General features: G+C 41.4%; 17 protein-coding genes. 10 read left to right on the top strand and 7 right to left on the bottom strand.

The features are described 5' to 3' along the window. Window positions 1-143 precede the first annotated feature (143 nt). Complete coding sequence (locus EV579_RS02200) at window positions 144-1763, top strand: ABC-F family ATP-binding cassette domain-containing protein (RefSeq protein WP_024426884.1); 1620 nt, start codon at window positions 144-146, stop codon at window positions 1761-1763. A 37-nt stretch (window positions 1764-1800) separates the two neighbouring features. On the opposite strand, the gene EV579_RS02195 is transcribed toward EV579_RS02200, so the two are convergent. The 3 genes from EV579_RS02195 to mreBH form a co-directional block, all read right to left on the bottom strand. Then, window positions 1801-3033, bottom strand: a complete 1233-nt coding sequence (locus EV579_RS02195) for an aminopeptidase (RefSeq protein ID WP_024424744.1) — start codon at window positions 3031-3033, stop codon at window positions 1801-1803. Between the two features lie 107 nt (window positions 3034-3140). Beyond that, entirely contained in the window at window positions 3141-3272 is a 132-nt protein-coding gene (locus EV579_RS18885) for a protein YkpC (RefSeq protein WP_003210922.1), read from the bottom strand. Window positions 3273-3346: 74 nt separating this feature from the next. Continuing rightward, entirely contained in the window at window positions 3347-4354 is a 1008-nt protein-coding gene (gene mreBH, locus EV579_RS02190) for a rod-share determining protein MreBH (protein ID WP_024424745.1), read from the bottom strand. 276 nt (window positions 4355-4630) lie between these two features. Here mreBH and EV579_RS02185 point away from each other — a divergent pair, with 276 nt between their 5' ends. The 5 genes from EV579_RS02185 to ade all read left to right on the top strand — a co-directional run bounded on the left by EV579_RS02185 (window position 4631) and on the right by ade (window position 9901). Continuing rightward, window positions 4631-4909: an AbrB/MazE/SpoVT family DNA-binding domain-containing protein gene (locus tag EV579_RS02185; protein ID WP_024424746.1), complete on the top strand. Its 279-nt coding sequence runs from the start codon at window positions 4631-4633 to the stop codon at window positions 4907-4909. A gap of 145 nt (window positions 4910-5054) precedes the next feature. Further along, a complete protein-coding gene (locus tag EV579_RS02180) occupies window positions 5055-6365 on the top strand; it encodes an ATP-binding protein (protein ID WP_024424747.1) in 1311 nt (436 codons plus the stop codon). 4 nt (window positions 6366-6369) lie between these two features. Continuing rightward, entirely contained in the window at window positions 6370-7206 is an 837-nt protein-coding gene (locus EV579_RS02175; RefSeq protein ID WP_029706715.1) for a gamma-glutamylcyclotransferase family protein, read from the top strand. Window positions 7207-7243: 37 nt separating this feature from the next. Then, window positions 7244-7912 (top strand): potassium channel family protein, encoded by a 669-nt coding sequence (locus EV579_RS02170; protein WP_008345123.1) that lies wholly within the window; start codon window positions 7244-7246, stop codon window positions 7910-7912. A 261-nt stretch (window positions 7913-8173) separates the two neighbouring features. Then, the gene (ade, locus tag EV579_RS02165; RefSeq protein ID WP_133743864.1) at window positions 8174-9901 is read left to right on the top strand and encodes an adenine deaminase; all 1728 of its coding nucleotides are present in this window, start codon (window positions 8174-8176) and stop codon (window positions 9899-9901) included. A 98-nt stretch (window positions 9902-9999) separates the two neighbouring features. On the opposite strand, the gene rnjA is transcribed toward ade, so the two are convergent. Together rnjA and EV579_RS02155 are read right to left on the bottom strand one after the other, a co-directional pair. After that, window positions 10000-11667, bottom strand: coding sequence for a ribonuclease J1 (gene rnjA, locus EV579_RS02160; RefSeq protein WP_012009818.1), 1668 nt, complete (start codon window positions 11665-11667; stop codon window positions 10000-10002). Window positions 11668-11672: 5 nt separating this feature from the next. After that, a complete protein-coding gene (locus tag EV579_RS02155) occupies window positions 11673-11882 on the bottom strand; it encodes a DNA-dependent RNA polymerase subunit epsilon (RefSeq protein ID WP_008345114.1) in 210 nt (69 codons plus the stop codon). A 397-nt stretch (window positions 11883-12279) separates the two neighbouring features. Between EV579_RS02155 and EV579_RS02150 the strand changes: the two genes are divergently transcribed. Next, window positions 12280-13059: a Cof-type HAD-IIB family hydrolase gene (locus EV579_RS02150; protein WP_133743863.1), complete on the top strand. Its 780-nt coding sequence runs from the start codon at window positions 12280-12282 to the stop codon at window positions 13057-13059. Between the two features lie 39 nt (window positions 13060-13098). On the opposite strand, the gene def is transcribed toward EV579_RS02150, so the two are convergent. Both def and EV579_RS02140 read right to left on the bottom strand, forming a co-directional pair. After that, a complete protein-coding gene (gene def, locus EV579_RS02145) occupies window positions 13099-13656 on the bottom strand; it encodes a peptide deformylase (protein ID WP_024424751.1) in 558 nt (185 codons plus the stop codon). Window positions 13657-13767: 111 nt separating this feature from the next. Then, window positions 13768-13983, bottom strand: a complete 216-nt coding sequence (locus EV579_RS02140; protein WP_048238839.1) for a YjcZ family sporulation protein — start codon at window positions 13981-13983, stop codon at window positions 13768-13770. A 209-nt stretch (window positions 13984-14192) separates the two neighbouring features. On the opposite strand from EV579_RS02140, the gene EV579_RS02135 reads away from it, so the two are divergent. The 3 genes from EV579_RS02135 to pdhB all read left to right on the top strand — a co-directional run bounded on the left by EV579_RS02135 (window position 14193) and on the right by pdhB (window position 17367). Further along, window positions 14193-14861 (top strand): YkyA family protein, encoded by a 669-nt coding sequence (locus tag EV579_RS02135; protein ID WP_103132176.1) that lies wholly within the window; start codon window positions 14193-14195, stop codon window positions 14859-14861. 409 nt (window positions 14862-15270) lie between these two features. Continuing rightward, window positions 15271-16386: a pyruvate dehydrogenase (acetyl-transferring) E1 component subunit alpha gene (gene pdhA / locus EV579_RS02130; protein WP_024424754.1), complete on the top strand. Its 1116-nt coding sequence runs from the start codon at window positions 15271-15273 to the stop codon at window positions 16384-16386. Window positions 16387-16389: 3 nt separating this feature from the next. Further along, entirely contained in the window at window positions 16390-17367 is a 978-nt protein-coding gene (gene pdhB, locus EV579_RS02125) for a pyruvate dehydrogenase complex E1 component subunit beta (protein WP_012009824.1), read from the top strand. The last annotated feature ends 41 nt before the right edge of the window (window positions 17368-17408 follow it).

The raw sequence follows: 17408 nt of genomic DNA, 5'->3' as shown, positions 1-17408 counted from the left end.
ATCGCCCGAACTCCTTCAATCAATCATTCCCGTTTATTATATCATAATAGACAAAAAGCCTTCGTTCTTAGCGAGAGACGTTTCTATCAAACGTTATTCATGTTATACTTCATAATGATGAATGAGTGATGGAGGATTAATAAATGATTGCAGTAAATAATGTTAGTTTGCGCTTTGCTGATCGTAAACTATTTGAAGAAGTAAATATTAAATTCACTCCTGGCAACTGTTACGGATTAATTGGTGCCAATGGAGCTGGTAAATCAACGTTCCTAAAAATTCTTTCTGGCGAAATTGAGCCTCAAACGGGCGATGTTCATATGAGTCCTGGCGAGCGTTTAGCGATTTTAAAACAGAACCACTTTGAATACGAAGAGTTTGAAGTGCTGAAAGTCGTCATCATGGGTCACAAACGTCTATATGATGTGATGCAGGAGAAAGATGCGATCTATATGAAACCTGATTTTTCAGATGAAGACGGGATTCGTGCAGCAGAACTTGAAGGTGAATTTGCCGAATTAAACGGCTGGGAAGCTGAAAGTGAAGCAGCGATCCTATTAAAGGGTCTTGGCATTCCAGAAAGCCTTCAATCGAAGAAAATGTCTGAGCTTGGCGGTTCTGAAAAGGTAAAAGTACTTTTAGCTCAAGCTTTATTTGGCAAGCCTGACGTTCTGCTTCTCGATGAGCCGACGAACCACTTGGACTTACAAGCAATCCAGTGGCTCGAAGAGTTCCTCATTAACTTTGAAAATACCGTCATCGTCGTTTCACATGATCGTCATTTCTTAAATAAAGTATGTACACATATTGCGGATCTTGATTTCGGAAAAATCCAAGTATACGTTGGTAACTATGATTTTTGGTATGAGTCCAGCCAGTTAGCGCTGAAACTAAGCCAAGAAGCGAATAAGAAAAAAGAAGAACAAATTAAGCAGCTTCAAGAATTCGTTGCCCGGTTTAGTGCGAACGCTTCTAAATCGAAGCAAGCGACATCAAGAAAGAAATTGCTTGATAAAATCTCTTTAGACGACATTAAGCCGTCTTCACGTAAATATCCGTATGTTCATTTTGCACCAGAGCGCGAAATCGGAAATGATGTCCTTCAAGTAGAAGGTCTATCAAAAACAATTGACGGTGTAAAAGTACTGGATAATGTCAGCTTTATTATGAACCGCGAAGATAAAATTGCGTTCTTAAGCCGTAATGAGCTTGCTGTGTCCACATTATTTAAAATCCTTGCTGGTGAAATGGAGCCAGACAGCGGATCATTTAAATGGGGCGTCACAACGTCACAAGCCTTTTTCCCGAAAGATAATAGTGAATACTTTGAAGGAAATGACGTTGATCTCGTTGATTGGCTCCGTCAATATTCTCCGAATGATCAAAGCGAAAGCTTCCTGCGTGGTTTCTTAGGACGTATGCTTTTCTCTGGGGAAGAAGTGAAGAAAAAAGCAAGTGTCTTATCAGGAGGAGAAAAGGTTCGTTGTATGTTATCAAAAATGATGCTGTCTGGAGCGAATATATTGCTGCTGGATGAGCCAACGAACCACTTAGACCTAGAATCCATTACAGCGCTGAATAACGGTCTCATGAGCTTTAAAGGAGCTATGCTCTTCTCATCTCATGACCATCAGTTTGTTGAAACAGTCGCAAACCGGATTATCGAAGTGACGCCAAATGGCATCGTCGATAAACAAACAACATATGATGAGTTTTTATCAGATCAAGACATCCAAAAAAGACTTGAAGAGCTTTACGCATAACACAAAAAAGACATCCACATGTGGATGTCTTTTTTGATTAAATCGCCCAGTTTCCATTTCGGAAGATCGGTTCGCGTTTCCCGTCTTTTGTGATTCCGTCAATATTCATTTCCTTTGAACCAATCATAAAATCAACGTGTGTAATACTGCTGTTCACACCCGCAGCATCCAATTCCTCTCGTTTCATTTCTTTTCCGCCTTCGATATTAAACGCATATCCGCTGCCGATGGCAAGGTGGTTTGATGCATTTTCATCGTAAAGTGTATTGTAATAAAGAATATTTGAGTTAGAAATTGGTGAATCATCTGGTACGAGGGCAACCTCACCTAAATAATGAGAGCCTTCATCTGTTTCAACGAGAGATTTTAAAATATCTTCGCCTTCTTTTGCTTTCACATCCACAATCCGGCCGTTTTCAAAGGTTAATGAAAACTCATCAATGATGTTTCCAGCATAGCTGAGCGGCTTTGTGCTTGAGACTGTCCCATTTACACCGTCTTTTTTCGGTACGGTAAAGACTTCTTCTGTCGGCATGTTGGCCATGAATGAAACGCCGCGTTCACTTACGCTGCCAGCACCTACCCAAATATGCTGCTCTGGAAGCTCGATCGTTAAGTCTGTGCCCGGTGCTTCATAATGAAGCTTGTGGTAGTGGCGTTCATTGAGTATTTTGACCTTTTCGTTTAATGAGGCATCGTGCTTTTTCCAAGCCTCAACTGGATCTGCTTGATCAGCGCGTGCGACTTTAAAGATTTGATCCCACAATAACGTGACAGCTTCTTCATCTGTATGATCAGGGAAAATCTTTTTCGCCCATTCTTTTGATGCAGCACCTACGACTGTCCAAGCGACTTTGTCAGATTGAACGTATTGACGATATGTATGTAGTGCTGAACCAGCAGCTTTTTGCTGTGCAGCGATTTTTTTCGAATCAATGCCTCGCAAAAGGTCAGGGCTTTCTGACAGGATGGTAATAAAAGCGCCTCCGCGTTTTGCGATGGTTTCCATCATCTGTGCTTCCCATTCAGGGAATTGCTCAAATACATCTTGCGGTGCATGTTCATACTTTAAACGGGTGAGAACACCATCACTCCAGCGGATATGTACGTTTTTCGCCCCGCGCTCATACGCGTGTTTCGCTACAAGACGAACAAGATGTGCAGATTCAGTAAATGCGGATACAACGACTTCCTGCCCCTTTTGTACATTCACACCGACTTCAACGATGGTCTTCGCATATTGATCTAGTTGTTTTTCAAATGAACTCATAAAAACCCCTCCTTTAGTCATGTTCATCATATCAGATTTATGACCGAAAAGGAAAATGGGGAGCCCGCTTAAAGCCAAAATAAAAAAGCCGCTTTCGTGCGGCTTTTTTAGCGGTTCAGTTGTTTCACAGGCTGTGCATTAGAAGGCGGCATATGTGAAAACGACAGGCTCATTCCTCCTAAAATAATACCCGTTAAAATGACTGTGACAACGACCCGTTTACCTAAATCAAGCAACATGTTCTTCCTCCTTCACGTTTATCCATTTCTCACGATATGATCGAAATGACAAAAAAAGAAGTAGAACAAGAAGATTATTTTAAAGTTTTTTGCAATTTGTCGATCACTTCTAATGAACGACCTGTTCCAATTGCAACAGATTCAAGGGGATTGGCTGCAATATGGACTGGAACAACAATCTCTTGAGAAAGCCATTCTTGTATTCCATTTAAAAGAGCGCCTCCGCCAGTTAAAATGACGCCGCGGTCTACAATATCTCCGCTTAGCTCTGGAGGGCTGTCCTCTAATGTGGCACGAATCGCTTCTAAAATATGAAGAAGTGATTCACGCATGGCGCCTTGAATTTCATGAGAAACAAGTGTGATCGTTTTTGGCAGACCTGTCACAAGATCGCGCCCGCGCACTTCTAATGATTCAGGCTCATGCTCAATAAGACCATACCCAATTTCCATTTTCACCTGCTCAGCAGTCCGTTCGCCGATTAATAGGTTATATTTCTTTCTGACAAACGTAATGATATCTTCATCCAGCTGATCGCCGCCAATTCGGATCGAATGACAAGAGACAACACCGCCAAATGAAATGATCGCAACTTCTGTTGTTCCGCCGCCAATATCGACTACAACGTTCGCAACAGGCTCGTCTACCGGAAGATCGGCCCCGATTGCAGCTGCAACAGGTTCTTCAATTAAATGCACATGTTTTGCTCCGCAGTTTTTCACAGCATCGCTGATCGCGCGGCGCTCAACAGCCGTTGAACCAGAAGGTGTACATACAACGACAGTTGGCTTTCTGAAGGTAAACCCGATATTTTTTCCTGCTTTTTTCATGATTTGTTTAAGTAAATCTGTTGTCATATCATAATCAGCGATGACACCGTCTTTCATCGGACGGATCGCAACAATTTTCCCAGGTGTTTTCCCGATCATTTCTTTCGCTTCTGATCCGACGGCAAGTACAGTCTTTGTTTCTGTATCGACTGCTACGACGGACGGTTCATTTAAAATAATTCCCTTATTTTTACTATAAACCAATATGTTAGCTGTTCCTAAATCAATTCCAATTTCGGCATTTTGAAACATGTTTTCACCCAATCTCTATTTTTGCTGTTTTAAACAATTTTACATTTAAAAGTTCAGAGGGTTGATGTCATTTGTGGGGGTTTGTGATCACCTTGAAATGAATCTGTAAAATTCAAGTATCATTTTGACAATCACAATAAATTTTCCCTTTGTTTTTTCTTTTATGAAAAAAATTTTTATAGAGGAGAAACCTTTTAAGAATCTCTTACGTCTACGATATATCAATTGGTGAAAAACAGATTGATCTTGAGCTAATGAAAGAAAGAGGGAACGAAATTGAAATCTATCGGAGTCGTAAGAAAAGTAGACGAACTAGGGCGTATTGTGATGCCAATCGAATTGAGAAGAGCACTTGATATCGCTATTAAAGACAGTATGGAATTTTTTATAGATGGAGATAAAATCGTCTTGAAAAAATATCAGCCAGAGGGCGTTTGTCTCATGACTGGTGAGATTACATCAGAGAACCATGAATATGGAAATGGTCAAATTACATTAAGCGCTGAAGGCGCAGAACTGCTGTTAAAAGAGCTGCAAGAAGCTCTTCAGAAGTAATCAAAATAGCCTGCTCTCTTCCTTTGTGCTGAGAACAGGCTATTTTTTCTTTAAAAAAGTTCCTTAAAAATGCCCCATCTCCCTCAAAAAATAAGTGGAAAATGGTACAATTGACAAAGAATCTCAGGGCGGCAGGTGGAATCATTTGAACAAAACATATCAAGTGCGGATCGTGTTATCTGTTCTTGCATTTATCTTAATCATAAGCTGGGATTTGTTTTATTATCTAGGCGGCTATCAAATTAATTGGCCGCTCGATCTAGCCTTTACAGTCGTTGTGTTAGCAGGGATCTGGGTTGTCTCAGGATATGTAGACCGCTTGAATTTACTTGTGTCAGATCTAAATAAGAGAGAAAAAGAAGCACACGAACTGACAGAGCGGCTGAATCGAATTACAGATAACTTGCAAGAAATTGTCTTTGAAACAGATGAAAAAGGGCACATCATCTTCTTAAATCAAGCATGGAAACAAATGACCGGCTATGACATAGATGAATGTCTAGGTACGATGTACAATCAGTACTTTGATCAAGAAGAAAGAGTTATTCAGCATTTGTCATCTGTCATCAAAGAGCATAAAGATTCAGGGCGGATCGAGCTGCAGCTTCTTCATAAAGAGGGGAAGAAAGTATGGGGAGACGTTCATTATAAACTCTACTTTGATGAGCAGCACCAGTTTACTGGAGGTATTGGAACAGTTGCAGATATTACAAAACAAAAGCTGGCAAAGCTTGAACTTGAAAGATCAAATCAACAAGTGCAAATGCAGGCGCAAAAGTTAGCCGTTGCAGGACAAATAGCCGCTGGAATCGCCCATGAAGTCAGAAATCCGCTGACCTCAGTAAACGGCTTTTTGCAGCTGATGAAAACACAATATCCTGAAAGAACCGATTATTTTGACATTATCTTTTCCGAAATTAAACGGATTGATTTTGTTTTAAGTGAGCTGCTTGTGCTGGCAAAGCCGCAGTCGGTCCATTTTCAAGAAGTTCAGCTTCATGGACTGTTAGAGCAGGTCATTACATTGCTGAAAACCAATGCAGTCCTTTCGAATATTGATCTCAAACAGCCATTTAAAAAGCAGGATGCCGGTGCTATATTAGCAGACGCTAATCAAATGAAGCAGCTGTTCATTAATTTAATCAAAAATGCCATTGAGGCAATGCCCGAAGGCGGCAGCATATACATATCAACAGAAAAAGTGATGAACGAATGGAAAATTACCATTCAAGATGAAGGAAAAGGGATGTCTGAAGAGGATATTCAGAAAATATATGATCCTTTCTTCTCTACGAAAACAGAAGGGACGGGACTTGGCCTCACCATCTGTGCAGCGATTTTAAAAGATCATCACGGTAGGATGGATGTGGTCAGTGAGCTGGGAAAAGGTACAGCTTTTCATATCTATTTACCTGTGTGGCAAAAATGCAGACAGCAGCAAGGCGAGAGGACGTGATTTCATGAAGGTGAAAGCTTTATTTGTATATGGGACGCTTTTGCAGCATGAAGAGCACCACGAGTCGTATATGAAAGAAAGCAGGCCATTAGCTAAATCAGCTTGGATCAGCGGCAGAATCTATGATACAGGTCAAGGATACCCTGCGTGCGTTCTAGAAGAGAAAAGCACAGTATATGGAGAATTGTACGAGGTAACCGTAAGCACGCTGAATAAGATAGATTTTCTTGAGGAAGGGTATGACAAGCAGGTGGTCGATGTCATGACAGACCAAGGGCTGGTGGCGGCTGTTACATACACTTTACCAAAGCAGAAGGCATCAGCGCTGAAGGAGATCGAGAGCGGCTGCTGGAAGGAATATAGACTGTGGCAGCAGAAGCCGGCATCCTTCTATTATTTTGCCTATGGCTCCTGTATGGATGATGCAAGATTTAAACTGGCGGAAGTTGATCATTATTTTAAACAAATCATCGGCGGCGGTGCACTGAACGGCTTTACAACTAGATTTACGTTGGTAAGGCCTGATGGATCAAGAGCCGATATGGTAGAAGACGGCGGAGAAACAGAGGGCGTTTTATATGAGGTTCCTTTTGATGCCATTCGATATTTGTACAAACGAGAAGGCGTCTATGAGGGCACATATCGTCCAGCTTTTGTCGATGTCAAAATAGGTGATCAAATATATGCAGACTGTTTAACCTTTTTAGTTCTTCAAAAGAGCGAAGAAATTGCTCCGCCAGGTCATTACCGCAGTGAAATTGAAAAAGGAGCAGATCTTTACTTAAGTGAAGCGTTCCGCAAAAAAATTCGCTCGCATATGGATTCGTTAATCAAACCGTAGTAAAATGCATGGTAAGTAAGATAAAAGGAGTCTGAACATGAAAAAGGAATATGCAGTCATTGGTCTTGGACGCTTTGGCGGAAGTATTTGCAAGGCGCTGAGCGAAGAAGGACTTGAAGTCATGGCTATGGACATGAATGAAGATCGAGTGAACGAATACGCGAAAATTGCGTCACATGCGGTCATTGGTGATTCGACGGACGAATCTGTTTTAAAAAATCTCGGCATTCGCAATTTTGATCATGTCATTGTTGCGATTGGTGAAAACATTCAGGCCAGTATTTTAACGACGATCATGCTGAAAGAGCTTGGCGTCAAAATGGTCACAGTAAAGGCGCAAAACGACTATCACGAAAAGGTACTAAATAAAATTGGGGCTGACCGCATCGTTCATCCAGAGCGGGACATGGGCAGACGAATTGCACATAAAATCATCTCCAATAACGTATTAGATTATCTTGAGCTGTCAGATGAGTACAGCCTCATTGAAATCGTTGCCAACAGCAGGCTTGCAGGGCATTCTCTTTTAGATCTCGATATTAGAGCGAGATATGGCATTAATATTGTGGCGATTAAGCGTGGAAAAGAAGTGATTGTTTCACCGCTCGCAGATGAAATGATTCAAAAAGAAGATATTCTGATTGTCATTGGGGCAGTTGCCGATATCGGACGCTTTGAAAAACGAGAAATGCAGAACGATTATTAAACACCCTGGGCGGGGTGTTTTTTAATATGATTGTGTACACATGAGGTGGACAGTGAAGAGGGAAGAAGACATTTAAAAGGGCTGTTTTGTTATGCATAAACAGCTAAAATCAATCATCATATTATTCATGCAATTATCACTATTCAGAAATAAAAATCAGTCTTTTTATCTGGATGATTTTCTCTAAATGTCATTGACTGGGCAAACAGATTCGTTTACGATAAGAAACATTATATTGTTTACTTGGAGGAGGCAGTGTCGTTGGATAAGGAGCTTTTCAGACATCAAATTGAGGTAGCTGCAAAGAGAAAAAAAGCAGCCCTAGTGATTAAACATGCGAAGGTTATGGACGTGTTTAACCAGGAATGGCTAGACGCTGATGTCGCTGTTGAAAATGGACAAATAGTAGGGATTGGAGAGTACGAGGGAGAACAGGAGCTGGATGCAGCAGGTCAAATGCTTGTACCCGGTTTTATTGATGGCCACGTTCATATCGAGTCCTCCATGGTTACCCCTGCTGAATTCTCCAAAGCTGTCGTCCCGCGCGGTGTGACAACTGTCGTAACAGACCCGCATGAAATTGCCAATGTGTCAGGGATCACAGGTATCCGTTTTATGCTGGAAGAAGCGAGAAAAGCTGCCTTAAATATTTATTTCATGCTGCCATCCTGCGTACCGGCAGTTAGTTTTGAGCGATCAGGTGCTGTTTTAAAAGCGAAAGATTTAAAGCCTTTGTATCAAGAGAAAGAGGTTCTTGGTCTTGCCGAGGTGATGGATTACGTCGGTGTGGAGCAGGCTGAAGAAGATATGCTTCAAAAACTGCTTGATGCTCAAAATGAGAATAAATTGATTGATGGCCATCTAGCAGGCTTAACAGACCGATTAATAAACGTTTACCGCACAGCTAGTGTCCAAACAGATCACGAGGTAACAACAGCCGGCGAAGCCCTTGAACGTGTAAAACGAGGCATGTATGTCATGCTGAGAGAAGGCTCTGTTGCCAAAAACGTGAAAAACGTTTTACCAGCTGTGAATGAAAAGAATGCGAGACGCTTTTTCTTTTGTACCGATGATAAACATTTAGATGATTTAATGGCTGAAGGAAGTATTGATGAACAAGTACGTATGACTATAAAAGAAGGATTAGACCCATTTTTAGCGTATCAAATGGGAAGTTTAAACGCAGCGGAGTGCTTTGGCCTCAAAACAAAGGGAGCCATTGCGCCAGGCTTTGATGCTGATTTTATGCTTGTCTCTGATCTTCATCAAGTAGACATCACCAGCGTATTTATTGCAGGAGAATTGGTGGCGCAGCATGGAGAGTACAAGCCAAGTGTCGAAAAAATTGCACCAAGTCCAGCCTTATTACAATCTGTTCATGCTAAAGACGTTCGAGAGCAGGATCTGGTTCTGCCTATCACAGCTCATCAAAAAATGAATGTCATCCGCATTATTCCGAATCAGCTAGAAACAAAATTAGAACAAATCTCTCCTTCAGAAACGAACGGACAATTCACTAGTGATACAGAAAGAGATGTATTAAAAATGGTGCTTGTCGAACGCCATCAAGGCTTATCTGAAATGGGGATAGGGGTTGTCAGCGGCTTTGGATTAGAAAAGGGCGCAATTGCAACAACGGTTGCGCATGATTCTCACAATTTAATTGCGGTTGGCACAAATGATGCTGATATCGTGAAAGCCATTGACGCATTAAAAGAAGCAGGGGGCGGTTTGACGGTTGTCAAAGAGGGCCAGTCTCTTCATACGCTGCCATTACCGATCTCTGGTTTACTTTCAGATCAGCCGGCACATCTTGTAAATGAAAGCCTTCATGCACTCCATGAAGCGTTGAAAGAAACAGGCTTTACATTAGATTTTAATCCATTTTTGACGCTGTCCTTCTTGGCACTCCCAGTCATTCCTGATGTGAAAATGACGACAAAGGGTTTGTTTGATGTCAGAAGCTTTCAGCATCTCCCAATTCAATAAAAATGAGAAACCGCATGTGTACCTTGTATATATGCGCTTTTTTCAATGAATAGTGAAAAAAAGAGACACAGCCAAGCGGCTTGTGTCTCTTTTTATGGTTACACTTCCATAATAATCGGTAGGATCATTGGACGGCGTCTTGTTTTTTCATAAAGGAAAGGTGCAAGGGTGTCAGTAATTTCGTTCTTAATTTCAGACCACTGAGTTGTCTTACGTTCCATTACTTTTTCAAGATGCTTCGAAATTAAATCCTGTGCATCGTTAATCAGATCTCCAGATTCTCTCATGTAGACAAAACCTCTTGAGATCAAATCAGGACCAGCAGAGATTTTGAATTCTTTCATGTCCATGCTCACGACGACAATGACAAGACCTTCTTCAGAAAGAATGCGGCGGTCTCTTAAAACGATGTTTCCGATATCGCCAATACCGCTTCCGTCGATATACACGTTGCCTGATGGAATTTTGCCAGCGACACTTGCTTCGTCACCTTTCAGTGCAAGAACTTCACCGTTATCCATGATAAAGCAGTTTTCCTCAGGGATGCCGCAATCATTCGCAAGCTTGATATGCGTTTTTTGCATGCGGTATTCACCGTGAATCGGCATAAAGAATTTTGGTTTAATTAAACGGAGCATGAGTTTTTGTTCTTCTTGTCCGCCGTGACCAGATGTATGAATATTATTAAGCGAGCCATGAATGACCTCAGCACCTGCACGATAAAGCTGGTTAATGGTGCGGCTTACACTAATATTGTTACCTGGGATCGGTGAAGATGAGAAGACAACAGTGTCTCCAGGGTTAATAGAAATCTGGCGGTGAGTACCGTTCGCAATACGAGAAAGAGCTGCCATCGGTTCACCCTGGCTTCCAGTACAAAGAATGGTCACTTTGTTTGCCGGAAGGCGGTTGATTTCATTATGTTCAATAAACGTGTTTTTTGGACATTTAATATAGCCAAGATCTTGACCAATATCAATAGCAGACTCCATACTGCGTCCAAATACAGCGACTTTTCTGCCGTTGGCAACAGCAGACTCAATCACTTGCTGAAGTCTGTGAATGTTGGAAGCAAACGTGGCAAAGATGATGCGTCCATCGACTTTTCTGAAGATGTCATCAATGCTTTCACCTACGCGTCTTTCAGACATCGTAAATTCTGGGATTTCACTGTTTGTACTATCAGATAAAAGACAAAGAACGCCTTCTTTTCCGATCTCAGCCATTTTGGTTAAATTGGCAGGCTCGCCAACAGGAGTAAAGTCAAACTTGAAATCACCTGTATGTACGATGTTACCAGGAGGTGTCTTGACGACAATTCCATAAGAATCTGGAATACTGTGTGTCGTTCTAAAGAAAGACACAGCTGTTTTTCTAAATTTAATGGTATCTTCTTCTTCAAAAATATGAAGTTTTGTTTGTCTCAAGAGACCGTGCTCTTCCAATTTATTACGAAGTAGGCCGATTGCGAGTTTGCCGCCGTAAACTGGAATATTCACTTGCTTGAGAAGGTAAGGGATACCGCCGATGTGGTCTTCATGTCCGTGAGTGATGAAAAGACCTTTGATTTTATCTTCGTTTTTAACTAAGTACGTATAGTCAGGGATGACGTAGTCAATTCCAAGAAGCTCGTCTTCAGGAAACTTAATACCTGCATCAATTAAAATGATTTCATCTTGAAATTGAACGCCATACGTGTTTTTACCGATCTCGCCTAAACCGCCGAGCGCAAAAACTGCCGCCTGATCGTTTTTAACAAATTTCATTCCTCTCATAGCTCCAATACTTTAAAATTTTCACTTTCTCGTTCATAGTCTAAAAAAGCACCGTCTACAGGCTGAATGAATTCAATGTTGTAGTTATGTTTTTTCAACTTATCGCGTACGTCTCTTTCGGAAACCGCTTCAACGTATAGTGAATCTGTGTGTTCTCTTACAGGTACCTCAGTAGTACTTGCCTGAAAAAATACCTTATATATCATCCAAATCTCTCCTTAAATACCGTATGTTACACTCGCTTATTCTATTATATTAAAAAAACGCGCATAAGAAAAGTCTCTGAGAAAAAAGGACCTTCGGCAAATGTGCGGAAGATCCCTTTAAGCAATCGATTTTTTACGAAGCATGTCCTTCCATTGTCTTCGAATTTTCTTACGCAGACGACGAAGCATCACATGCCGCCTCCTTTCGGGTTGAAGTAAGCTTAACCAGCGTGTTCCGGTCTCTCTATATACTTGTATTATATGATGTTTCTATTGAATGTTACATGGTTATATGTGGGAAATGGGCGCTTTCAAAAGGAATTGGTTTCGAAAGCGGAAATCTTTCTGTATGATGAAAGGGAGTGTGTATACATAACGAAGAGCAGGAGGGCGAGATATGAATAAAAAAGTCATCTTCTTTGATATCGACGGTACTTTATATGACCATGATAAAAATATACCTGAGTCAACGAAGCGAGCGGTTCATTTATTAAAAGAAAAAGGTCATCATCTCTTTATTGCATCTGGGCGTTCTCCTTTTCTGATTCGGCCCATTTTAGAAGAATTAGGGCTTGACTCATTCATTGCTTATAACGGTCAGTATGTCATGTATGAGAGAGACGTTATTTACGGCAATCCGCTGAAGCAGGAGCTGATGGAGCGGATTTATGAAACAGCGGATCGTCATGATCATCCGCTTGTTTTTATGGGAGAAGAAACGATGAAGGCGTCTGTGCCGAATCATCCGTTTATCCATGAAGGAATCGGTACTTTAAAAACAGAGCATCCTGAGCACGATGTATCTTTCTTTAAAGAAAACGACATTTTTCAAATGCTGTTATTTTGTAAGGCAGAAGAGGAAGTGGAGTATAAGGCATTCCGCGAAGAAATTGACCTTGTCAGATGGCATGAGCTGTCAACAGACGTTCTGCCAAAAGGCGGATCAAAAGCTGAAGGAATCAAACGAGTCATCGAAAGACTTCCTTACGATCAAAAGGATACCATTGCCTTTGGAGACGGACTGAACGATAGAGAAATGATTTCGTTTGCTGGAACAGGCGTGGCGATGGGAAATGCTGTGAGTGAACTGAAAGCATTGGCTGATTTTGTGACAAAGCCAGTAGATGAGGACGGCATATTCCATGCAGTGACCCAGCTTGGCCTCATTGAAGAATAAAAAAGAAGACCCTTAGATCGCCGGGTCTTCTTTTTTATGTTATGATCTGCCGATCGCAACAGAGTTTTCTGGCTCAGCGAATGGCTGATCCTTTTGAATATGATCATAAAACATAATGCCATTTAAATGGTCAATTTCGTGCTGAAAGACAATGGCAGGGAACCCTTTTAGACGGATATCAATGTCCTCTCCTTCAAGCGTAGTGGCCTTGACCCTGATTTTTTGATATCGAGGAACAAATCCAGGGATGGCTTCATCAACTGATAAGCAGCCTTCACCAGTCGCTAAATAAGCTCTTTTGACTGAATGACTGACAATACGCGGGTTGAACAGAGCATAGCTGTATTCTTCTCCGTCTTCATCTTCGCAGTGAACAGCGATCATTCGTTTACTAATATTGATTTGCGGAGCTGCCAATCCAACGCCGGGTCTTAGTCCGTATTTTTCAGCAATGTCAGCATCCTGACTGTTTTTGACGAATTCGATCATGTCAGCTAATTGCTGTTTTTCCTCTTCTGTCGGCGGGAGCTCGACCGCTTCAGCTGTTTGTCTTAAGACGGGGTGTCCGTCCCTTACGATATCATCCATGGTAATCACAAAACTTCACTCCTATTTCCTTTGTATGTAAAGTATATAAAATGATACACAACATATGCAATGAAATAAAGAAGACCGGTCCTATGAGACCGGTCAGAGGCTTAAACAGCCTTAGCAGCAGCCACCGCCGCCTAAGAATGCTGCGCCAACGATAATTAATAGGATGAAAAGCACAACGATTAAAGCGAATGTACGTCCGCCACCGTATCCGCATCCGTATCCACCGCCATAACTTGGGTAACAACAGCCGCCGCCATATCCACCGCCGTATCCATACCCGTAACCGCCGTATCCACCATACAAACTTCCATGACTATAATTAGACATACTTTTGACCTCCTTTGGAAATACACTCGGCCTCTCATAAGTGAAGGCGAAGCGTGTAATATAAACTATGTATGAATGCACTATTTGTATAGTCATGCGCCTATGGCTTGAAAAAAATCTTCTTCGCCTCATCTGACTGACCTCTTTCCTTGTCACAAACGCCTATAAAAATTATAGTGGTATGTGGAGATGTAAAGGGGGACCTTGTGATGAGACAGATGAAAAGAAGCATGAAAGCAGGTGCTGCTTTAGCGGGGATATGTACCCTTTTGCTGGCAGGATGCGGAGGTCAAAGTCCGTTCAATGATATGCAGGATGCGATGACGAAAATGAGTGAAAAAGAAGTATCTTTCGAAAAAGAGCAAGGTACACTGCAAAGCTATGAGAAAAAAGAGCAGAAGCTGTATACAAAAATGATTCAAACAACAAAGGACCATACAAAAACAGTGTCAAGTCTTTCTGATCAAGCGTTAGCATCGGCAGCGAAACGAGAAGAACATTTAAAAACAGAAAAAGACAGCATGGATCAATCGAAAAAAGAATTGAAAACGGTAAAGGAATCTGCCGCACGATTGAAGGATGCGGAGTTAAAAGAGAAAGCCGATCAAACGGTCAAATCGATCGAGAAACGATATGCGTCATATGATCAGCTTTACAAGGAGTATCAAAAGGCGCTGAAACAAGATCAGCATTTGTATCAATCTTTAAAGAAAAAGGATTTAGGATATAAAGAGCTGAAGTCTAAGCTGAAGACCGTGAATAGTTCATATAGCAAAGTCAGAAAAGAAAGTAAGAAGTTCAATCAATATACAGACCAATTGAATGAGCATAAACAGGCTTTGTATAAAGCGGCAGATCAACAGTCAAAAAAGAGCTGAAAAACAGCTCTTTTTTTATTTTTCGACAAAAACAAACATTTTCTATTGTAGTACAGCAGTACGCTCTATACTAGTACAGTTCGGGTTGTTTGTTAAACAGATTGATACAGTTCACCATAAAAAGTAAAGCGAATACATTTATTTAAATAAAGCCGTTAAATCAATTGACGGACTATTTTTCTTGTTGTAAACTATTCCTTGTTAACAGAAGTTGTATTAGTTTTTTGTGAACTATCGTTAATACAGTTAGAAGGACTCAAAAACGAGTGGTCAACCAATGTTTCGACAACGATCTTAGTGGCTATTATATACAGGAGTCATATGAGTATTTTGGGTTATCCTATATCTGTATGTATAAATGGATTCACGACAAATGGACTGTTAAAAGAAAGGAAGAGGTGACTTTAGAATGGCTGCAAAAACAAAAAAAGCAATTGTTGATAGCAAAAAGCAATTTGATGCCATCAAAAAGCAGTTTGAAACGTTTCAAATTTTAAACGAAAAAGGCGAAGTCGTAAACGAAGCGGCAATGCCGGATCTTTCAGATGACCAATTAAAAGAATTAATGCGCCGTATGGTGTTTACACGAGTATTAGATCAACGTTCAATTTCATTGAACCGTCAAGGCCGTCTTGGCTTCTACGCGCCAACAGCTGGACAAGAGGCTTCTCAGCTTGCAACTCACTTTGCGCTTGAGAAAGAAGATTTCATTCTTCCAGGATATCGTGATGTACCACAATTAATCTGGCATGGTCTTCCGCTAACAAAAGCATTCTTGTTCTCTCGCGGACACTTTGTTGGTAACCAAATGCCTGAAGATGTGAATGCACTTTCACCGCAAATCATTATTGGTGCACAAATCATTCAAGCTGCTGGTGTAGCTCTTGGTTTGAAAAAGCGCGGTAAAAAAGCTGTTGCAATCACTTACACTGGTGACGGTGGAGCTTCACAAGGTGATTTCTACGAAGGTATTAACTTTGCAGGGGCTTACAAAGCGCCAGCGATTTTTGTTGTCCAAAACAACAGATATGCGATCTCTACACCTGTTGAAAAGCAGTCTGCTGCACAAACAATTGCACAAAAAGCAGCTGCAGCTGGTATCGTAGGCGTACAAGTTGACGGTATGGATGCATTAGCTGTTTATGCAGCAACTGCTGAAGCTCGTGAGCGCGCTGTAAATGGTGAAGGTCCAACATTAATCGAAACTCTTACATTCCGTTACGGCCCACATACAATGGCTGGTGACGATCCAACAAGATATCGTACAAAAGAAGATGAAAACGAGTGGGAGCAAAAAGATCCATTGGTACGCTACCGCAAATTCTTGGAAAACAAAGGCCTATGGTCTGAAGAAGAAGAGAATAAAGTGATTGAAGATGCAAAAGAACAAATCAAACAAGCGATCAAAGAAGCTGACGAACAGCCTAAGCAAAAAGTCACTGACTTGATTGAAAACATGTACGATGTAAAACCATTCAACTTAGTTGAACAGCTTGAAATTTACAAACAGAAGGAGTCGAAGTAAGCCATGGCGCAAATGACAATGATTCAAGCGATCACTGATGCGTTACGCACAGAACTGAAAAATGACGAAAACGTTCTCGTTTTCGGAGAAGACGTTGGTAAAAACGGCGGCGTATTCCGTGCGACTGAAGGATTGCAAAAAGAGTTTGGTGAGGATCGTGTATTCGATACTCCACTTGCTGAATCTGGTATTGGCGGTCTTGCTATTGGCCTTGGACTACAAGAATTCCGCCCGGTAATGGAAATTCAATTCTTCGGATTCGTTTATGAAGTATTAGATTCTGTTTCTGGACAAATGGCTCGTATGCGTTACCGTTCTGGCGGACGCTGGCATTCTCCAGTGACAATCCGTTCTCCATTCGGCGGGGGAGTTCACACACCTGAGCTTCACGCTGACAGCTTAGAAGGTCTTATCGCACAACAGCCTGGTATCAAGGTTGTTATTCCTTCAACACCTTACGATGCAAAAGGACTTTTAATTTCTGCAATTCGTGACAACGATCCTGTAGTATTCCTTGAGCATATGAAACTTTATCGTTCTTTCCGTCAGGAAGTTCCTGAAGAAGAGTACACAATTGAAATCGGTAAAGCTGACGTGAAACGTGAAGGTTCTGACCTTTCAATCATCACTTACGGTGCAATGGTTCACGAATCACTAAAAGCTGCTGAAGAGCTAGAAAAAGAAGGCGTTTCTGCTGAAGTGATCGACCTTCGCACAGTAAGCCCGCTTGATATTGAAACAATCATCGCTTCTGTTGAAAAAACAGGCCGTGCGATCGTTGTTCAAGAAGCACAAAAACAAGCTGGTATTGCTGCAAACGTAGTAGCTGAAATCAATGACAGAGCGATCCTTAGCTTGGAAGCACCAGTACTTCGTGTAGCTGCACCTGATACTGTATTTGCTTTCTCTCAAGCTGAGAGCGTATGGCTTCCAAACCATAAAGATGTACTTGAAACAGCGAAGAAAGTTCTTGAATTTTAATTAAATGACAGAGGGGAAAAGAATTTATTTCTCTTCCCCTT

This window comes from Bacillus sp. BK450 (genome assembly GCF_004364885.1).
Lineage (GTDB): Bacteria > Bacillota > Bacilli > Bacillales > Bacillaceae > Bacillus > Bacillus safensis.
The sequence above is the reverse complement of the archived record's forward strand: the minus strand, read 5'-3'. Positions and strand labels throughout refer to the sequence as shown.

What these genes read in the sequence shown, in the direction of transcription:
- pdhB (WP_012009824.1), top strand. Translation starts at nt 16,390, where the DNA reads ATGGCGCAAATGACAATGATTCAAGCGATCACTGATGCGTTACGCACA.
- EV579_RS02150 (WP_133743863.1), top strand. Translation starts at nt 12,280, where the DNA reads ATGAATAAAAAAGTCATCTTCTTTGATATCGACGGTACTTTATATGAC.
- pdhA (WP_024424754.1), top strand. Translation starts at nt 15,271, where the DNA reads ATGGCTGCAAAAACAAAAAAAGCAATTGTTGATAGCAAAAAGCAATTT.
- EV579_RS02195 (WP_024424744.1), bottom strand. Translation starts at nt 3,033, where the DNA reads ATGAGTTCATTTGAAAAACAACTAGATCAATATGCGAAGACCATCGTT.
- EV579_RS02175 (WP_029706715.1), top strand. Translation starts at nt 6,370, where the DNA reads ATGAAGGTGAAAGCTTTATTTGTATATGGGACGCTTTTGCAGCATGAA.
- EV579_RS02170 (WP_008345123.1), top strand. Translation starts at nt 7,244, where the DNA reads ATGAAAAAGGAATATGCAGTCATTGGTCTTGGACGCTTTGGCGGAAGT.
- rnjA (WP_012009818.1), bottom strand. Translation starts at nt 11,667, where the DNA reads ATGAAATTTGTTAAAAACGATCAGGCGGCAGTTTTTGCGCTCGGCGGT.
- EV579_RS02200 (WP_024426884.1), top strand. Translation starts at nt 144, where the DNA reads ATGATTGCAGTAAATAATGTTAGTTTGCGCTTTGCTGATCGTAAACTA.
- EV579_RS18885 (WP_003210922.1), bottom strand. Translation starts at nt 3,272, where the DNA reads ATGTTGCTTGATTTAGGTAAACGGGTCGTTGTCACAGTCATTTTAACG.
- EV579_RS02155 (WP_008345114.1), bottom strand. Translation starts at nt 11,882, where the DNA reads ATGATATATAAGGTATTTTTTCAGGCAAGTACTACTGAGGTACCTGTA.
- EV579_RS02135 (WP_103132176.1), top strand. Translation starts at nt 14,193, where the DNA reads ATGAGACAGATGAAAAGAAGCATGAAAGCAGGTGCTGCTTTAGCGGGG.
- EV579_RS02140 (WP_048238839.1), bottom strand. Translation starts at nt 13,983, where the DNA reads ATGTCTAATTATAGTCATGGAAGTTTGTATGGTGGATACGGCGGTTAC.
- mreBH (WP_024424745.1), bottom strand. Translation starts at nt 4,354, where the DNA reads ATGTTTCAAAATGCCGAAATTGGAATTGATTTAGGAACAGCTAACATA.